The organism is Pseudomonas umsongensis (assembly GCF_012647205.1).
Lineage (GTDB): Bacteria > Pseudomonadota > Gammaproteobacteria > Pseudomonadales > Pseudomonadaceae > Aquipseudomonas > Aquipseudomonas umsongensis.
In genome coordinates, this window is record NZ_CP051487.1 from 2268095 (window position 1) to 2284444 (window position 16350).

General features: G+C 56.4%; 15 protein-coding genes. 14 read left to right on the plus strand and 1 reads right to left on the minus strand.

Features of this window, described 5'->3' with window-relative positions; translation table 11 throughout:
• Positions 1-595: 595 nt before the first annotated feature.
• From HGP31_RS10145 to HGP31_RS10175, 7 genes are all read left to right on the plus strand, one after another.
• Positions 596-3403 carry a multicopper oxidase domain-containing protein gene (locus HGP31_RS10145; RefSeq protein WP_168757606.1) on the plus strand — a complete coding sequence of 936 codons (2808 nt, stop codon included), beginning with the start codon at positions 596-598 and terminating at the stop codon, positions 3401-3403.
• Positions 3404-3427: 24 nt separating this feature from the next.
• Positions 3428-3550 carry a hypothetical protein gene (locus HGP31_RS30710; RefSeq protein WP_277352212.1) on the plus strand — a complete coding sequence of 41 codons (123 nt, stop codon included), beginning with the start codon at positions 3428-3430 and terminating at the stop codon, positions 3548-3550.
• 88 nt (positions 3551-3638) lie between these two features.
• Positions 3639-4847, plus strand: coding sequence for an MFS transporter (locus HGP31_RS10155; protein ID WP_168757607.1), 1209 nt, complete (start codon positions 3639-3641; stop codon positions 4845-4847).
• Positions 4848-5181: 334 nt separating this feature from the next.
• On the plus strand, positions 5182-6678 hold the full coding sequence (locus tag HGP31_RS10160) for a DUF1254 domain-containing protein (RefSeq protein WP_168757608.1): 1497 nt from the start codon (positions 5182-5184) through the stop codon (positions 6676-6678).
• Between the two features lie 532 nt (positions 6679-7210).
• Entirely contained in the window at positions 7211-7759 is a 549-nt protein-coding gene (locus HGP31_RS10165) for a cytochrome b (RefSeq protein ID WP_168757609.1), read from the plus strand.
• A 232-nt stretch (positions 7760-7991) separates the two neighbouring features.
• Positions 7992-8342 (plus strand): ArsR/SmtB family transcription factor, encoded by a 351-nt coding sequence (locus HGP31_RS10170; protein WP_168757610.1) that lies wholly within the window; start codon positions 7992-7994, stop codon positions 8340-8342.
• Between the two features lie 38 nt (positions 8343-8380).
• Positions 8381-9451: a flavin-containing monooxygenase gene (locus HGP31_RS10175; protein ID WP_168757611.1), complete on the plus strand. Its 1071-nt coding sequence runs from the start codon at positions 8381-8383 to the stop codon at positions 9449-9451.
• Positions 9452-9503: 52 nt separating this feature from the next.
• Here the strand turns inward: HGP31_RS10175 and HGP31_RS10180 are convergent, their stop codons facing one another.
• Positions 9504-10721, minus strand: a complete 1218-nt coding sequence (locus tag HGP31_RS10180) for an MFS transporter (protein WP_168757612.1) — start codon at positions 10719-10721, stop codon at positions 9504-9506.
• A gap of 123 nt (positions 10722-10844) precedes the next feature.
• Between HGP31_RS10180 and HGP31_RS10185 the strand changes: the two genes are divergently transcribed.
• The 7 genes from HGP31_RS10185 to arsH all read left to right on the plus strand — a co-directional run bounded on the left by HGP31_RS10185 (position 10845) and on the right by arsH (position 16350).
• The gene (locus HGP31_RS10185) at positions 10845-11342 is read left to right on the plus strand and encodes a MarR family winged helix-turn-helix transcriptional regulator (protein ID WP_168757613.1); all 498 of its coding nucleotides are present in this window, start codon (positions 10845-10847) and stop codon (positions 11340-11342) included.
• 64 nt (positions 11343-11406) lie between these two features.
• Positions 11407-11910, plus strand: a complete 504-nt coding sequence (locus tag HGP31_RS10190) for an arsinothricin resistance N-acetyltransferase ArsN1 family A (RefSeq protein WP_168757614.1) — start codon at positions 11407-11409, stop codon at positions 11908-11910.
• Between the two features lie 14 nt (positions 11911-11924).
• Positions 11925-13280, plus strand: a complete 1356-nt coding sequence (locus HGP31_RS10195; RefSeq protein WP_168757615.1) for an NAD(P)-binding domain-containing protein — start codon at positions 11925-11927, stop codon at positions 13278-13280.
• A 321-nt stretch (positions 13281-13601) separates the two neighbouring features.
• Positions 13602-14015: an arsenate reductase ArsC gene (locus HGP31_RS10200; RefSeq protein WP_168757616.1), complete on the plus strand. Its 414-nt coding sequence runs from the start codon at positions 13602-13604 to the stop codon at positions 14013-14015.
• An 8-nt stretch (positions 14016-14023) separates the two neighbouring features.
• Positions 14024-14395: a metalloregulator ArsR/SmtB family transcription factor gene (locus HGP31_RS10205; RefSeq protein WP_010455862.1), complete on the plus strand. Its 372-nt coding sequence runs from the start codon at positions 14024-14026 to the stop codon at positions 14393-14395.
• Between the two features lie 172 nt (positions 14396-14567).
• Entirely contained in the window at positions 14568-15641 is a 1074-nt protein-coding gene (gene arsB / locus HGP31_RS10210; RefSeq protein WP_168757617.1) for an ACR3 family arsenite efflux transporter, read from the plus strand.
• The gene (gene arsH, locus HGP31_RS10215; RefSeq protein WP_020799268.1) at positions 15634-16350 is read left to right on the plus strand and encodes an arsenical resistance protein ArsH; all 717 of its coding nucleotides are present in this window, start codon (positions 15634-15636) and stop codon (positions 16348-16350) included. Before arsB ends, arsH begins: the two co-directional genes overlap by 8 nt.

Sequence of the window (16350 nt, forward strand, 5' to 3'; positions counted from 1 at the left end):
AGGTGATGAAGGATTTTCCCTGATTCCTAACTGCAGAACAGGAAGATGTGACTCCAGGCGACCCCTGTCGAAAAAATGAAAACCATGAGTGCTAGCGTGAGGATTATGGAATCGTTCCGCATGGTAGTGACCCCTCGCAGGCTGGCGGCTGATCTGCGGCGCAGGTGTGTTATCCAGGCATCGATTGCACGTCTGCGAGTGCCCCTGGAGCCGTTAGTTTACCCAGAGCATTCTCTATGCCAAAGCTCCGGCAACCCGCTGTACCCCGGCGCGAAAGCGGCCTGATTGCGTGGACAATTTCTCCAGCTGAAAAGTTGATGGCGGGTGTGGGTAATACTGCCCATTTATGTGGAATTGCTCCGAATGTGGGTACTGTAAATCGCCGCTGGAGTGAGGTTGTAAAGGTACCCCCTGAATTGGGTGTGAACTTTCCCCGAGAATGGGTGTCAATCCCCAGTCATTTTTTCGATAATCGCATGTTAGTGTTTGTAAGTTATTGTTTTATAGTGTGTTAATGTTTTTATAAGGCCGTTGCGTTTGGCCGGCTCCTTGCACTGTCCCCACTACCCCCTTCACACATTCGAGGCGGCTGGTGATGGACACAAAAGCGCGTTATCCCTTCAAATGGTCTGGCCTGTTGACGCCATTAAGCATCGCTTTGTCGATGACACTCAGCACAGGGAACTTGCGCGCCAGCCCCATCGACGATGAGCGACAGCCGCAGCCAACGGACCCCTCTGCCTATCACGATGAAGCAGCTGACAAAGCGGCGGCGTTGAACGCCATTTTGACCATGCCTGATGCCAACATGGATTCCTTCGATCTGCCCGGTGGCGTCAAAGGCAGCAAAGACACCACGCGGGTGGAAAACATCCTGCCGCCAACGCTGCAGACCAGTTTCAACTACCCCACCAACGGCAAGCCCAGCCCACTGTACGGTGCGCTGCCGTTCACTCAGCCACTGGTACTGTTCGAAGAATTCGGCCTGGAAAAACTCGACCCTACTACCCCGGCTGCACTGTTGCCTTTTCCACCCGCCGCCATCGGCCCGCTGCCGCAACAGGATCCCACCAGCGTGGCACGCAGTGCTCCGCCGAGTGCAGCGCTCGATGCGTTCTTGCGTCAACCGGGCTTGACTCCGTACCCCAGCCAGTATTCGAACGTGGTCGACCGCAACCCTTGGCAGAAGCAGATTGAGTTTTTCCTCAACCGCCGTATTGGCTCGTCGGCTGAAGGCCGTCCGCCAGGAAAAGGCTGGTCGCACCAGCGCTGGAACGAGTTCTACCCGCAGGTTGCCTACAAGACCGTGCAAACCGGTGCACGGTTGAATACCGGTTTGCGTGATAGTCGGCAGATGCACCGCTATGCCATGGGCGAGTTTGGCCCCGGTGGCCTCTATTACAATGTGGCTGGCGTGCCGGCGACCGCGGGTACCTCCAAAGGCGCTGAACCGCGGTTTCACCCGAAAATGCCAGTGCAGAAACACAACTCGCTGTGGACCTTCGACGGCACCTTGCCGCCCAAATTGCTGATGGTGCGCTACGGGCAGCCCGTGTTGATGCGCCATTACAACGGCTTGCCGATCGACCCGTCGGCGAACATGGGCTTTGGCCTGCACACCATCAGTACCCACGAACACAACGGCCACGTGCCAGCGGAAAGCGACGGTTATGCCAACGCGTTTTTCTTCCCGGGGCAGTTTTACGACTATCGCTGGCCGATCCAGTTGGCCGGCTACGACAGCATCAACACCAAGGCCGAGGATCCGCGTGCAGCGTTTCCGTGCTCGCCGGGTGAGACCCTGTGGACCAATGACATGAGCCCGGGCCGCAAGACCTGCGAGAACGGCACGATCAAGATCCGCGGCGACTGGCGCGAAACCATGAGCACCCACTGGTTCCACGACCACATGCTCGATTTCACCGCGCAGAACGTCTACAAGGGCAACGCGGCGATGATGAACTACTACAGCGCCCTGGACCGCGGCAATGAATCGGTGAACGACGGCGTCAACCTGCGTTTGCCCAGTGGCAGCGCCTTGCCCTGGGGTAACCGCGACTACGACGTGAACCTGCTGTTTGCCGACAAGGCGTGGGACAAGAACGGTCAACTGTGGTTCAACCCCTTCAACACTGCCGGCTTCCTCGGTGACCAGGTGCTGGTCAACTGGAAGTGGAAACCGACCCTGGATGTGCGCGCCCGCAGCTATCGCTTGCGCATGCTCAATGGCTCGGTGTCGCGTTACTTCAAGCTGGCGCTGGTGCGTGAAATCAAGGGCACCACGGGTGAGTTCCCAGGGCCCGTCGGGTCAGGAGTGTCCTATGCCCGTGTGCCGTTCCACATGATTGCCAACGACGGCAATATCATGGAACACAGCGTGCCGTTCGACGGCACCATGGACCTCGACGCCGACGGCGACAAACAGAACCACAACGCGATCCTGCCCACCCTGGGCATCGCCGAGCGTTTCGACATCATCGTCAACTTCGCGAAAAACGGGATCAAACCGGGCGACAAGCTGTTCTTCGTCAACCTGCAGGTGCATGAAGACGGCAAGGGCCCGGAAGAACCCGCCTCCCTGGCTGACGTGTTGTCCGAGAAATACCGGGCGATCCTCAAGCAAACCAGCAAGGGACCGAAGTGGGAGGAGGGTGATCCGGCGGTGGGCAAGGTGTTGCAACTTAACGTCAAGGCCTACACCGGGCAGGACCTGGCCATGGACCCGGCCGCCTATGAGCCGGCCAAACCGGGCAAGGCTGAAGGCCTGGTGATGATCCCGCTGAAGATTCACCGCGACAATCTTGCCGACCAGGCGTTGCTGGCCAAGGCCCGTCACCGCACCTTCACCTTCGGCCGTTCCGACGGCACCGATGAAGCACCCTGGACGGTCAAGACCGATGGCGGCTTCGGCTTCCAGATGGATCCACGGCGCTTGAGCGCCTCGGCTCAGTTGGCCAGTGGCCCCACCGATGCCGGTGCGACCGGTTTCGGCACCCTGGAAGTCTGGAACATCAAGCTCGGCGGCGAAGGCTGGAGCCACCCGGTGCATGTGCACTTCGAGGAGGGGATCATCCTCAATCGAGGCGGCAAGGCGCCACCGGAATGGGAAAAATGGGCACGCAAGGACGTGTACCGTATCGGCCCGGAAAAGGACGGCCTGGACAACGTAGAAATAGCGATCAGCTTTCGCGAGTTCGCCGGGACCTACATGGAGCACTGTCACAACACCCAGCACGAGGACAACTCCATGCTGTTGCGCTGGGACGTTGAGAAACCCGGGCAATTCCAGCTGATGCCGACACCGCTGCCAAGTTGGGACGGTGTGCGCTACGTGAACTCCGCCGCGCTGCCAACCTTCCGCACTGGCGACGGCAACGGCCCGCAAGCGGTGGCCAAGCCATGAACCGCGAGGGAGCCCGGCCTTACAATGTATGCGCCGTGCTCCCGCGCCCTGGGCATCCACATGATTTTGCTGCTGGTCACCTGCCTGCTGGCCCATGAGGGAGCATTGTCGCCGAAAGAGTCGGCGACGCCCTGGGGATTGCGTTAGCGTAATCGTCAGTTCGGTGGTCATGGCTAACGGTGGCACACTGTCGTTCTCAGTCTTTCCTTCGTACCCATGAGTACAGGATGAAAAAATGAGTAGCGAAAGTCCGCGCACCGGCAATGATCGTTCTGGCATTCCCCGCACGATCTGGGCGTTAGGCTTTGTCAGCCTGTTCATGGATCTTTCGTCCGAGATGGTACACAGTCTGCTGCCCGTGTTCATGGTCACTACATTGGGGGCCAGTGCATTGACCGTCGGGGTAATCGAGGGGGTTGCCGAGTCGACCGCGATGCTCATCAAGGTGTTCTCTGGGGCTATCAGCGACTTCATTGGGCGGCGCAAAGGATTGTTACTGCTTGGGTATGGCGTAGCGGCTCTGAGCAAGCCCCTGTTTCCCCTGGCACACTCGGTGGAAGTGGTCTTCACCGCACGCTTTCTGGATCGAATCGGCAAAGGCATCCGGGGTGCACCGCGAGATGCCCTGGTCGCAGATATGTCGCCGCCGCCAATCCGTGGTGCCTGTTTTGGGCTGCGCCAGTCGATGGACACCGTAGGCGCTGTTCTTGGCCCTGCCATGGCCATCGTGCTGATGTTATGGCTTGCCGATATCCAGCTTGTGCTGTGGTTTGCAGTGATCCCGGCAATAGTGGCGGTGGCGCTCATCTTCGTGGGGGTCAAGGAGCCCACGCCTGTCTCCAGGGAGCGAACGTTCCGATCTCCCATTCATTGGCGAGTCCTTCCCGGCTTCTCCCGTGGCTATTGGTGGGTCGTCGTTATTGGCGGCGTCTTTACACTCGCCCGTTTCAGCGAGGCGTTCCTGGTTTTACGGGCGCAGCAGACAGGCCTATCGGTCGCCTGGGTTCCGCTGGTGATGGTAGTCATGGCCATTTTTTATGCGTTGTCCGCTTATCCCGCCGGCTGGCTGTCTGATCGCATCAGCCGTACGAAGCTGCTGTGCATGGGCATGGGATTACTCATCCTGGCGGATCTGGTGATCGCTGGATCCGGTTCGATCATCACGATGATGCTGGGTGTCGCGTTGTGGGGGCTTCATATGGGATTCAGCCAGGGCATTCTTGCCTCGCTGGTAGCGGATACCGCGCCCTTGGACCTGAAGGGAACCGCCTTCGGTATTTTCAATCTGGTCAGTGGTGTATGCATGCTGATCGCCAGCGTTCTGGCGGGTGCGATATGGCAAGGCATGGGCTCAGTCAATACGTTCCTCGCGGGGGCATTGTTGGCCGCGACAGCCCTGTTCTTGCTGATTGCTGTTGAACGCAGCAGGGGCCGAGCAAGCTAGGGCGTAACGCCCTGGCGGATAGCGGATGTCACTGTTTCTTTTTCGCCGGCTTGTCTGCCTTGTCTTTCTTGTCGGATGACTTCGAAAGAGCCGAGGCCGCAGCGGGTTTCCTTTGTTTCGAAATCGACGACCCTCTCCAATTGGGGGGGGAGAAACCAGGGAGTAGGGAACACAGTGTTTGCTCATCGACAGCGGGTAAAGGCACCCGTGATGCAACAGACCGACCCGGCTTGCGTTTCGTTGAGCGGTTGTAATCGAGTGAGGTCGGTGCATTGCGCAGCCTGATTCGCAACAAGACGATCGATGATCGCTTGGATAATCGAAGGAGAGAGAGATGTCAGGAACCTCCAGGGCACTGGGACAGATGCTGCCAATCGCAATGGCTGCGCTGCTCGGCACCGCCGCACCCGTTGTGCTCGCCCAGGCAGAAGCCGTGCCCTCGCAAGCGCTGGTACTGCCTTCAGGACCAGCCGAAAATACCCGTATTACCGAAGCATACGCTCGCCTGGTGGCGCGTGATGCCTGGTTCTGGGCCTGGCCGATGGTCAACATGTACAATCGGCGCCTGGCTTACGCCAAAGCCCCCGAGCAAGGGCTCATTGGCGGCACGCTGCCAATCGCACCTCACAATCGCCTGACCATGCTCAGCGATTACATCAAGCCGGATCAGCGCTCCATCGCCTGTCCCAACCAGGACGTCGTTTACGGCGCTGGTTACCTGGCGCTCAATGACAGCCCGGTGGTCATCCAGATACCTGACTTCGGCAAACGATTCTGGGTCATTCAACTCTCCGATCTACGCACTGAAAGCATCAATGGCCTGGGCGTAATGTACGGAACCAAACCCGGTTTTTATCTGGTCGTGGGGCCGAACTGGCAGGGTACGGTGCCCAAGGGCATTACCCGAGTGATCCGGACTCAATCCAATGCCGCCTTCGTCGGCCCACGCGTTTTTCAAGATGACACGCCGCAGGACAGGCAAGCGGTGCAAGAGGTCATCCAAGGCATCAACGTCTATCCAGTCGCCGAATACGACGGCACCCTGAAACGCCAGGACTGGCGAAAGCTGCCTGTTTTCCCGAAGCGCGATGACGCCAGGGGCGAAACCCGCTGGGTGCGTCCCGACGTCTTTTTCGATCAGTTGCCGGCCGTATTGGACCTGGTACCGGCGGTGGCTGGAGAGGCGGCGCGTTATGCGCAAGTATTGGCCGTGATCGCCGCTGCGCAGAAAAATCCGGAACTGAAGCAGGCGATGATCGACGAGGCGGAAAAAGCCGATCGGGAACTGATCGACCCATTGCTACAGTTCCGCAACTGGGGCATTGAGCTACCCCATCACTGGTCCACCATCACCAATGGGGCACACTTTGGCACCGACTATTTCACACGCACCGCCGTGGCGAAATCGAACATCCTGGTGAATGCACCCAACGAGACACGGTACTTCTATCAAGACCTCGATGCAGCCGGCATGCGTCTCAACGGTGCGAGTGCTTACACGGTCACCTTCGCGAAAGGACAACTGCCGCCAGTGAAGGGCTTCTGGTCGCTCACTGCGTATGACTCTGCGCACTTTTTTGTGCCCAACCCGCTCAACCGTTACTCGCTCGGCACGAAAAACCAGGATCTGAAGACCAATGCTGACGGCTCGCTGACATTCTATGTACAGGCCGAGTCGCCAGGCGCGGACAAGGAAAGTAATTGGCTACCGGCACCGAAAGGGGCGGACTTCTCCCTCTTCCTGCGAGCTTATTGGCCGGATGATGCAATTACGAAGGGCCTCTGGACACCCCCGGCAATCGAAAAGCGTGCAGTCGATACCTCCAGCTGACAGATCGCCAGCGAGCGGGAGAAATCCCGTTCGCAGAGGCTTTTTTTTCATCGCAAGGGGCTGCCATCATGGTTTTCGATGTCGTCGACTTGCGGGCTGGTCGTTAGTGGCTGACAGCGTATGGTTGGTGCTGTCTGGATGTCTGCTCCTGGCCGATTCTGTTGAAAAAGTCGGTCATGGTTTGCGCATCAGAATAGTACGCGTTCGAGATTGAAATCTTTACTTTTGGCAGAGGCTTTTGGACTCGGATTTCACATAGCCGCGTGCAAAAAAGGCGCTTTCACCAGTCAATGATCAGGCAGTTTGGGCAGACCGACTTTTTCAACAGAATCGGCCGATTGCTGCCTGTCGCCATGGGCAGAAACGACCCATTGCTTACCCTCTCTTTTGAAGGTGGGAAAGCTTGGCAGCCGGGGGATTCTGTGTGGGGTGTATCGAGCTATTCGATGTTTATAAGCAGTAATTATTATTTTTTTTCGATAGGTTATCGAGGCAATAATCCATCCACGATTGAACTGAAAAGGCTAGCGGGATGGCAAAAGTAGAGAGTTACACCAGTACTGCAAAGTGGCTGCATTGGGGGATGGCGTTGCTCTGGATCGGTGCCTGGTTCATTGGCATTCTGGCCACTCACTGGCGTGATGAGTTCAATGCGCATCATGAGCTGACATTCCTGCACAAAGCGATGGCGAGTACGCTGCTGTTTTTGATTGTCGTGCGTATCGCATGGAGGCTTACTCACCCCGCGCCGGCATTGCCCGCGGCGATGAGCCCGTTAATGAAGCGGGGGGCTTTCTTTGGTCACTTGATGCTTTACGCAATTGCGCTAATCGGCCTACCACTCTCTGGCTGGTATTGGAGCTCTGTGGCAGATAAACCCATCCTCGTGGCCGGGCTTTTTCAGTTACCGCCTATGGTGGGTCCTGACCAATCGCTTTATGACTTGGCAAAATCGATTCATACCTATGTTGCTTGGCTATGCGGAGCCTTGGTGGGAGGACACGCCCTCGTGGCGCTCACGCATCACTTCGTTGAAAAAGATGAGGTGTTGAAAAGCATGCTGCCTGGTCCTAACTCGTAAGCGAGTCCAGGGAATAGAGTCACAGCGAATAGAGGCCAGATTTTTATCTCCTCTCAAGCGACTGGTTCTGGCCGTTTTTTGCCCGTCGCGACCGGCTGAAAACGACCCAAAGCTGACGGTCGAATTCATCATTCTGGAGCTTGCAGGCATTGATCAGGCGCTATTGATAACTGTTGTTGACGCTCATTCGGACAATTGACGCGTGCATGGACATGCACATATAGTCATCCGCATGACAAACCGAACCTCTACACGTTCCCGTGCAATTGATGCTGCCATCGACTCTCTCGATGGAGCCTTCTTCAAGGCTCTGTGCGAGCCGTCGCGGGTAGCTGTGCTCAAGCGAGTCATGCAACTGGGACGAGCAGATATCGGTGAGATTGCCGAAGGGCTGCCTCAAGAGCGTTCAGTGGTCTCCCGTCATCTGCAAGTGCTATTAGAGGCTGGCATTGTCCGCGCTACCAAAGTCAGCAGGCAGATGTTTTACGAGGTGGATGGACCGGCAGTGGTGACACGGCTCGAAGCCATTCTCCAGCACATGAAGAGCCTGGCCCCGTTTTGCTGCCCTGGTGCGCCAGAGTAGTTTTTTTATTATCTCGATATATGCATGAGTGCGCACGCATGAACATAACTAATGAGCCCAAGGATGTCATCGTTATTGGTGCGGGCCAAGCTGGGCTCGCGTGCGGTTGGCATCTGCGGCAGCAGAATCTCAGTTTTCTCATACTGGATGCTGAGAGCCAGCCAGGTGGAAACTGGCGCAATTACTACGACAACCTGAGATTATTTTCTCCTGCTGCTTACTCGTCTTTACCTGGGATGCCTTTTCCAGCTGAAGCTAAGCACTATCCGCTACGCGATGAAGTCGTACGCTATTTGGAGCAGTACGCGGACGCTTTCCAGCTACCCATCCGGCAGAACATACGAGTCCAGAGCGTGAGTAGGGAAGATGGCCTCTTTTTGCTTCAGGCATCTGATGGTCAGCGTTTCTACTCAAAAGCATTGATCGTTTGCACTGGCGGATTCAATCAGCCGTTCATTCCTGACATTCAGGGGCTGGAGAGTTTTCGCGGGCAACGTTTACACAGTGCTGATTACCGAAATGTCGACGGCTTCAGCGATCAACGAGTAGTGGTCATAGGTGCTGCCAACTCAGCTGTACAAATTGCCCATGAGTTGGCTCAAGTCAGCAGCGTCGTATTGGCGACAAGGAAATCGATTCGGTTTTTTCCGCAGAAGATCCTCGGTGTGGATTTTCATGCTTGGCTCAAGTGGACAGGGATGGAGAAGACTCGTTGGCTGAATGACCAAAGTACCCCCGTACTGGATGATGGTACCTATCGTCGAGCCATCAAGCAGGGACTTTTTGAGCGCAAGCCGATGTTCACGGAGGTAACGTCAACGGGCGTGATCTGGGCTGATGGGCAGTACACTGACGTGGACAGTTTGGTTTTCGCGACCGGGTTTCGACCGAACCTTGGTTTTTTGGCAGGTCTGCACGTGGCAGGCAATGAAAGCCTGACCCAACGCAACGGGAAGGCGGAGCACGTACCGGGTTTGTATTTTGTGGGGTTACCGAAGCAGCGCAACTTTGCTTCGGCAACCCTTAGAGGCGTTGGGCCAGATGCTTCTCACATCATCCCTGGCTTGATGCGCTTCATTCACAATGCATCGTACCCAGTGTTGGCTTGATGCCAGGTATCGACTTTCTTCTGTTCAACACTGCATTACTGGAACATCGTAATTACCTGCCTTTTTGCGTAATTGGCAAACGCCAAGTGGCGATGAAGCACAGCAACAGAAACCCGCACATCACGCTAAGCAGTACCGATGCTCCGAAACTGTCCAGAACGTAAGCGGCGGCGATGGGGCCGCAGGCTTGAGCGACAAGGACAGGCCTTGCGAGCAGTCCCATGCGTGCGCCATATCCTTGAGGTCCAAACAGCGCCAATGGAAGCGTGCCGCGAGCGATCGTGAGGATGCCATTACCTGCACCGTAAAGTGCAATTGCCACGAAGGCCAGCCAGGGCAGGCCTGAGATCAGCAGTCCAAGTCCGACCAAACAAAGCAACACACCGGCTCGTGCGGACCACGTTGGATGGAGGTTCCTGCCTATGGAAAACTCAGCCACCCGTGCCAGGACTTGCGAAGGACCAATCACCATGCCGATGGCCAAGGCCACGGCAGTCGCGATTCCCAACTGCTTGAGGACATTGAGCAGGTGTACTGAGATACCTGATACGACCAATGCCAGAACCGTCAGCATGGCGGCAATCAACAGGAACAGCTGGTTGGTGGCCCTAGGGCGAAGCTCGGATACATTGGGTGATTCTACTATTACGGGATGGGGCGGTTGCTTTGTGCTTCCAGGAATCAACAGCGCATGAATGGGCAATCCGATCAGCAGATGAGCTGCGGCGATGGTAAAGCAGGCGTTTCTCCAGCCGATCCAGCTCTCCAGTCCCGCTATCACCGGCCAACCTACAGTGCTGGCGAAGCCACCCAACAGGGTCAGCCCGGTAATTGACGTTCGAGCCTCCTCTCCGAAAAGTCGTCCCAGGGTTGAGAAGGCTGCGTCGTATAAGCCTGCCGCCATGGCAACGCCGATCAGGGTCCAGGCGGCATAGTAGGTGGCAATGTTGCCCGCGAGTCCCATCAGTAGCATGCCGAGAGCCAGCAGCAGCGAACTGGCGGCTAGGATGGAGCGTCCACCATGGCGATCAATCTGACGACCAACGGCCGGCGAGGAGGCTCCCGCTATCAGCAACCCCCAAGACAGGCCGCCCACCACACTGGTAATGGACCACCCCGTCTCTTTGGCTATCGGAGACGCAAGCACTGCGGGCAAGTAGTAGCTCGAACCCCAGGCGAGAATCTGAGTGAGCCCCAGGGCCCATACGAGCCTGGAGCGATCGATCGGGAGATGGATCTGCTCTGGAAGTGTCACGACGGGCGTGCTCATCTTTTTGTTGTCAGTGACAACAAGCTAGCGCCTTCCTTTAGCTATCGTCAACCGAGAGATCGGTGTTGACGCTTTCGGGATATCGGGATTACTGTTGCGACTACCAACTATTTTGTGACGGTCATGACGAAGCGTAAAAACGATCAACTGACTCAGGACTCCGAGGACTTGTATGAGGCGTTGAACCAGCTTGTTCGCGTCCATCAGTTCCGTGATCGTGATCGGATTTGCTGTTACGACGTATCTGTAACCCAATGCTATGCGGTCGAGACGCTGGTCAAGAAGGGCGCGTTGCGCCTTCAAGTCTTGGCTGAAGAAATGTTCTTGGACAAGAGCACAGCGAGTCGCGTGATCGATGCCCTGGAACGTAAAGGGTATGTGTCCCGCGTTGAGGATGATGAAGATCGGCGTGCAGTACGAATCCAGGCAACGGAAGCTGGGCGTGAGCTATACGAAAAAATCAAAGCTGACCTGATTGCTGAGGAGCGAGCAATGATCGAGCACCTGTCGGCTGAAGCCAGGCAGGGAGCGCTCAGTTTGCTCAGACAGATTACGCGGGCTACGGAGATCCGTTGCGGACTCGTGAGTGAGTGCTGCCCAGCCGTGAAGAGCAAGGATTGAAAGGGGCTAACTTCCCTTTTTTTGCCAGTAATGTTGTTACTAACAACGTAATGGGGCTCCAACAATGCGAGTTCGTTTAGCTGAACCCAAAGACACTGTTTCAATAGCGGCCATCTACAACCAGGGGATCGAGGAACGTAGCTCTACGTTTGAAACGACTCCTCGAAGCTCGGCAGACATGCTTGATCGCATCAACTCAATGGAGCGCTATCCAGTGTTGGTCATGGTCGACGAGGCAGATCAGGTTGTTGGCTGGGCAGGACTCAGTCGTTATCGCGCTCGTACCTGTTACGACGGCATTGCGGATTTTTCCATTTACCTGGACCGCAGTGTTCGCGGCCAAGGGCTCGGCAAGCAGTTACTACAGTCACTGTTGGAAGAAGCCAAAGCCCGCGGATTCTGGAAAGTCCTTTCACGCATTTTTACTTTCAATCACGCCAGCCTCGCATTGTGCAAAGCCTGCGGTTTCCGCCAAGTGGGGGTGTATGAAAAACACGCCTGCCTGGAAGGACGCTGGCTCGACTGCGCGATTGTCGAGCGCCTGTTTCCGGTCAATCAGCCAGTCTGAAGAAGGAATCGATCATGGACAACAATCACCTTCCCGTCGGCATCATTGGAGCAGGGCCAGTGGGCCTCGCCGCAGCCGCTCACCTCCTGGCCAGAGGTATCACTCCACTGATTCTGGAAGCTGGTCCGGAAGCTGGGTCCAGCATCGAAGAATGGGCGCATGTGAAGATGTTTTCGCCCTGGCAGTTCAATGTGGACAAGGAGGCGGCCAAACTTCTGCTGGCCGATGGTTGGACTCCACCACCGCAGAACGAGTATCCAACGGGGCGCGAACTGCTGGACCGGTTTGTTCGACCTCTCGCTGGCCTCGAGCAGATCAAGCGTCATTTGCAGCTCAATACCCGTGTTCTGGCAGCCACTCGCGTTGGTCAGGATGTGATGACGACCCAGGGCAGATCGGCAGCTCCTTTTTTACTGCGTGTCGCAGGGCCAACGGGTGAACAGGATGTGCTGACCAGTGCTGTCATTGATGCCTCGGGCACCTACCTGACACCAAACTGGATGGGCGCCCATGGCATCCCTGCCTTGGGCGAGATCGAGCATGCAGCGCACATTGCGTACGGCATTCCGGAGGTGCTGGGTCGTGCGCGGAATCGCTATGCCAACAAAAGTGTGCTGGTGGTGGGTGGTGGTCACTCCGCGTTTAACGCCCTACAGGATCTGGTGCGTCTGATTCAGGAGGCACCGCAAACCAGAGTGCTCTGGGCGATCCGGGGTAATTCTCTTGAGCGCATTCTGGGTGGTGGTGCGAATGATCAATTGGAAGAGCGCGGAAAGCTCGGCCTGAAGATTCGCCAATTGCTGAATGACGGCGTGATCGAGCTGTTCAAGAACGTCGCTATCGATCAGGTTGTAGGCAATGGTCAAGGGTTGGTTGTGAGGGCCGGAGACCAGATACTTCCACCTGTGGACCAAATCATTGTGGCGACTGGATTCCGACCTGACATGAGCCTGCTCGCCGAGTTGCGTATCGCACTTGATCCCGCAACTCAAAGCGCAGTGTTGCTCGCTCCAATGATCGATCCCAACGCGCACAGCTGCGGTACGGTCAGGCCTCATGGCGCGATAGAACTTGCCCATCCTGAGGAAGGTTTGTTCATCGTTGGGATGAAGAGCTATGGTCGGGCACCTACGTTCTTGTTGATGACCGGGTATGAGCAAGTTCGCTCTGTCGTCGCGGCGCTGGCGGGTGATTGGGATGCGGCCAAAAGGGTTGAGCTGATCCTTCCGGAAACGGGCATTTGCAACTCGGATTTCGATGAAGTCGATGATCGCTTGAAGGCCTCGGCAAATCAGACGTCTTGTTGTGGCACCGGAGAGACAATCCTTGAGGCCGCGCCTCGTACCTCGCCGGGGTGTTGCAAAGCCTAGTGCGCAGCAACAGAACCCGCCCTCGATGACCGGGGCGGGTTAAGGGCGACCTTCTTATTTTCTTTTGCACGTCCGGGTAGTCCTTGAACCAAGGAGCGACCTGTTTCTGCGTGAGTGACTGATTCATTACAGAAACCGTATATACACTACCGCAGATATTTGAAGAGGCACGGATGGCGGGCTAGCGCCGTAATACGCAGCTTTCATTGAAGGTGCTTAGCGGAGTCTAATCGTTTTGATGGATTAATGGGGCATTGGCTCTTTACCTTGCATGCGGAAAAACATATATTCGTTAAGCCGCATATGAGCTGAGACTTCACAATGACCCGTAAAGCCCGTGTCCTGTTCGTCTGTACTGCCAACGCTGCACGCTCCCAGTTGGCCCAAGCGTTGCTGAGGCATACCGATTCGGAGCATTTCGAGGCGTTCAGCGCCGGCACAACTCCAACTCAGGTAGATCCGCGCACCTTCGAGGCGCTTTCACACATCGGTGTGAGCACCGAAGGATTACGTAGCAAGTCGATAGACGAGTTCGGTGGTGAGCGTTTCGATTACGTCATCACCTTGTGTGATAAAGCCGCAGCGCAATGCCTGTCTTTACCTGGAGCGGGGGAGTCATTGGCCTGGAGTTTTGAAGACCCGGTCACCAGCACCAAGCCCGATGCCTTCCGTCACACCCTTCACGAAATTCATGAGCGCATCAAGATGTTCGTCTTGGTCAAAAACAAACACTGAGAAACGATATGGCTGACCATCTGACACCGACCACTGTTTTCAAATGCCTGGCCGACGACACTCGGGTCCGCACGATGATGCTCATCACCCGTGAAGGAGAGCTATGTGTTTGCGAGCTGACCTGCGCGTTGAACGAGAGTCAGCCAAAAATCTCCAGGCACCTGGCGCAGCTGCGTACTTGCGGCCTGTTGTCGGACCGTCGGCAAGGCCAATGGGTGTATTACCGACTGCACCCGAATCTCCCTGATTGGGTTCATCAAGTACTGACCACCGTGCTGGAAAGCAACAAGCACTGGTTGAGCCCTGATGCCAAACGCCTTGATGAAATGGGTGACCGTCCTGAACGGGCAGCCGTGTGCTGTGAAAGCAAAATCGCCTGATTCCGCCTTCGACCACGAGATCACTCGATGAAAATCCTGTTCCTCTGCACTGCCAATAGCCTAAAACCCGTATTGAAGCCTTCCTGGCATTACCGCTTTCCCAACTGAGTGCCGAACAGCTCAAGGCAGAGCTGGCCCTGATTGGCACGTTGTAACCACAGGAGCAATGATCATGAGTAAAAGCCGCCTTTCCTTCCTGGACCGATACCTGACCCTGTGGATTTTTCTCGCCATGGCCTTGGGTATCGGTTTGGGGAGCCTGTTCGAAGGCTGGCCGCAATGGCTTAACAGTCTTTCTGTGGGCACAACCAACATCCCCATCGCTATCGGCTTGATGGTGATGATGTATCCGCCTCTGGCAAAGGTTCGTTATGAGGAACTGCCGGAAGTCTTCAAGGACAAGCGCATCCTCGTTTTGTCTTTGGTCCAGAACTGGGTCATCGGCCCGGTGTTGATGTTCGCGCTGGCGATCATCTTCCTTCGAGACCAACCGGAATATATGACGGGCCTGATCCTGATCGGGTTGGCTCGTTGCATCGCGATGGTGCTGGTCTGGAATCAGATCGCGGGAGGCAACAATCAGTACGTCGCCGGGCTGGTAGCGTTCAACAGCATCTTCCAGATCCTGTTTTTCAGTGTGTATGCCTGGGTCTTCCTTGGTCTGCTGCCGCCGCTTTTTGGGTTGGAAGGCAGTGTGATTGAGACCAGCTTTGTCAGCATTGCCGAGTCGGTCCTGATCTACCTGGGTGTGCCGTTCCTGGCAGGCTTCCTGACCCGCAGGATCCTCATTGCCCGTAGAGGTGAAGCTTGGTTTCAGGAGCGCTTCATTCCAAAGATCAGCCCGCTGACACTGGTGGCACTGTTGTTGACCATCGTGGCCATGTTCAGCCTCAAGGGTGATGTGGTGCTGCAATTGCCGCTGGATGTATTGCGTATCGCGGTCCCTCTGACGATTTACTTCGTGGTGATGTTTTTCGTCAGCTTCTGGATGGGCAGGCTGCTCAAGGCTGATTACCCACGTACCACCGCACTGGCGTTTACAGCCGCGAGCAACAACTTCGAACTGGCGATTGCCGTGGCTATTGCCACCTTCGGCTTGGCTTCCCCGGTCGCCTTCGCCACGGTGATTGGCCCGTTGGTGGAAGTGCCAGTGCTGATTTCCCTGGTCGGTGTGGCCCTCTGGTTGAAACGCCGCTGGTTCGATGACTCCAAGAGCGCCATTGCGCAGGACAAAGACTATGTTTGATGACCCTATCCCCCAACTCGAAACCGAACTGGTTGATCTCCCCTCGACAGACAAGCTCGGCATCGAAAAGACCTCCATCCATAAGCCGCGCATTTTGCTGCTGTACGGGTCGACCCGTGAGCGCTCCTTCAGCCGTCTGTTGGTGGAGGAAGCCGCTCGACTGCTGGAGCACTTCGGCGCGGAGACGCGAATCTTCAATCCGTCAGGTTTGCCGCTGCCAGATGACGCCCCTGACGATCACCCCCGTGTGAAAGAACTGCGCGAGCTGATGCTGTGGTCCGAGGGGCAGGTCTGGTGCTCTCCTGAACGTCACGGCTCCATGAGCGCAGTGTTCAAGGCACAGATCGACTGGGTGCCACTGGCCATGGGCGCGGTACGCCCGACCCAGGGCAAAACCCTCGCGGTCATGCAGGTTTGCGGTGGCTCGCAGTCGTTCAACGTGGTCAATCAGCTAAGAGTGCTGGGACGTTGGATGCGCATGTTCACCATCCCCAACCAATCCTCTGTGCCGAAGGCCTATATGGAGTTCGATGATCACGGCCGGATGAAACCTTCTCCGTTCTACGACCGTGTCGTCGATGTGATGGAAGAGTTGGTGAAATTCACGCTGCTGCTTCGTGACCGCCAGGACTATCTGGTTGATCGTTATTCCGAGCGCAAAGAGTCAGCGGAAGCACTCATGAAACGTGTTAATCAGCGCTCCATCTGA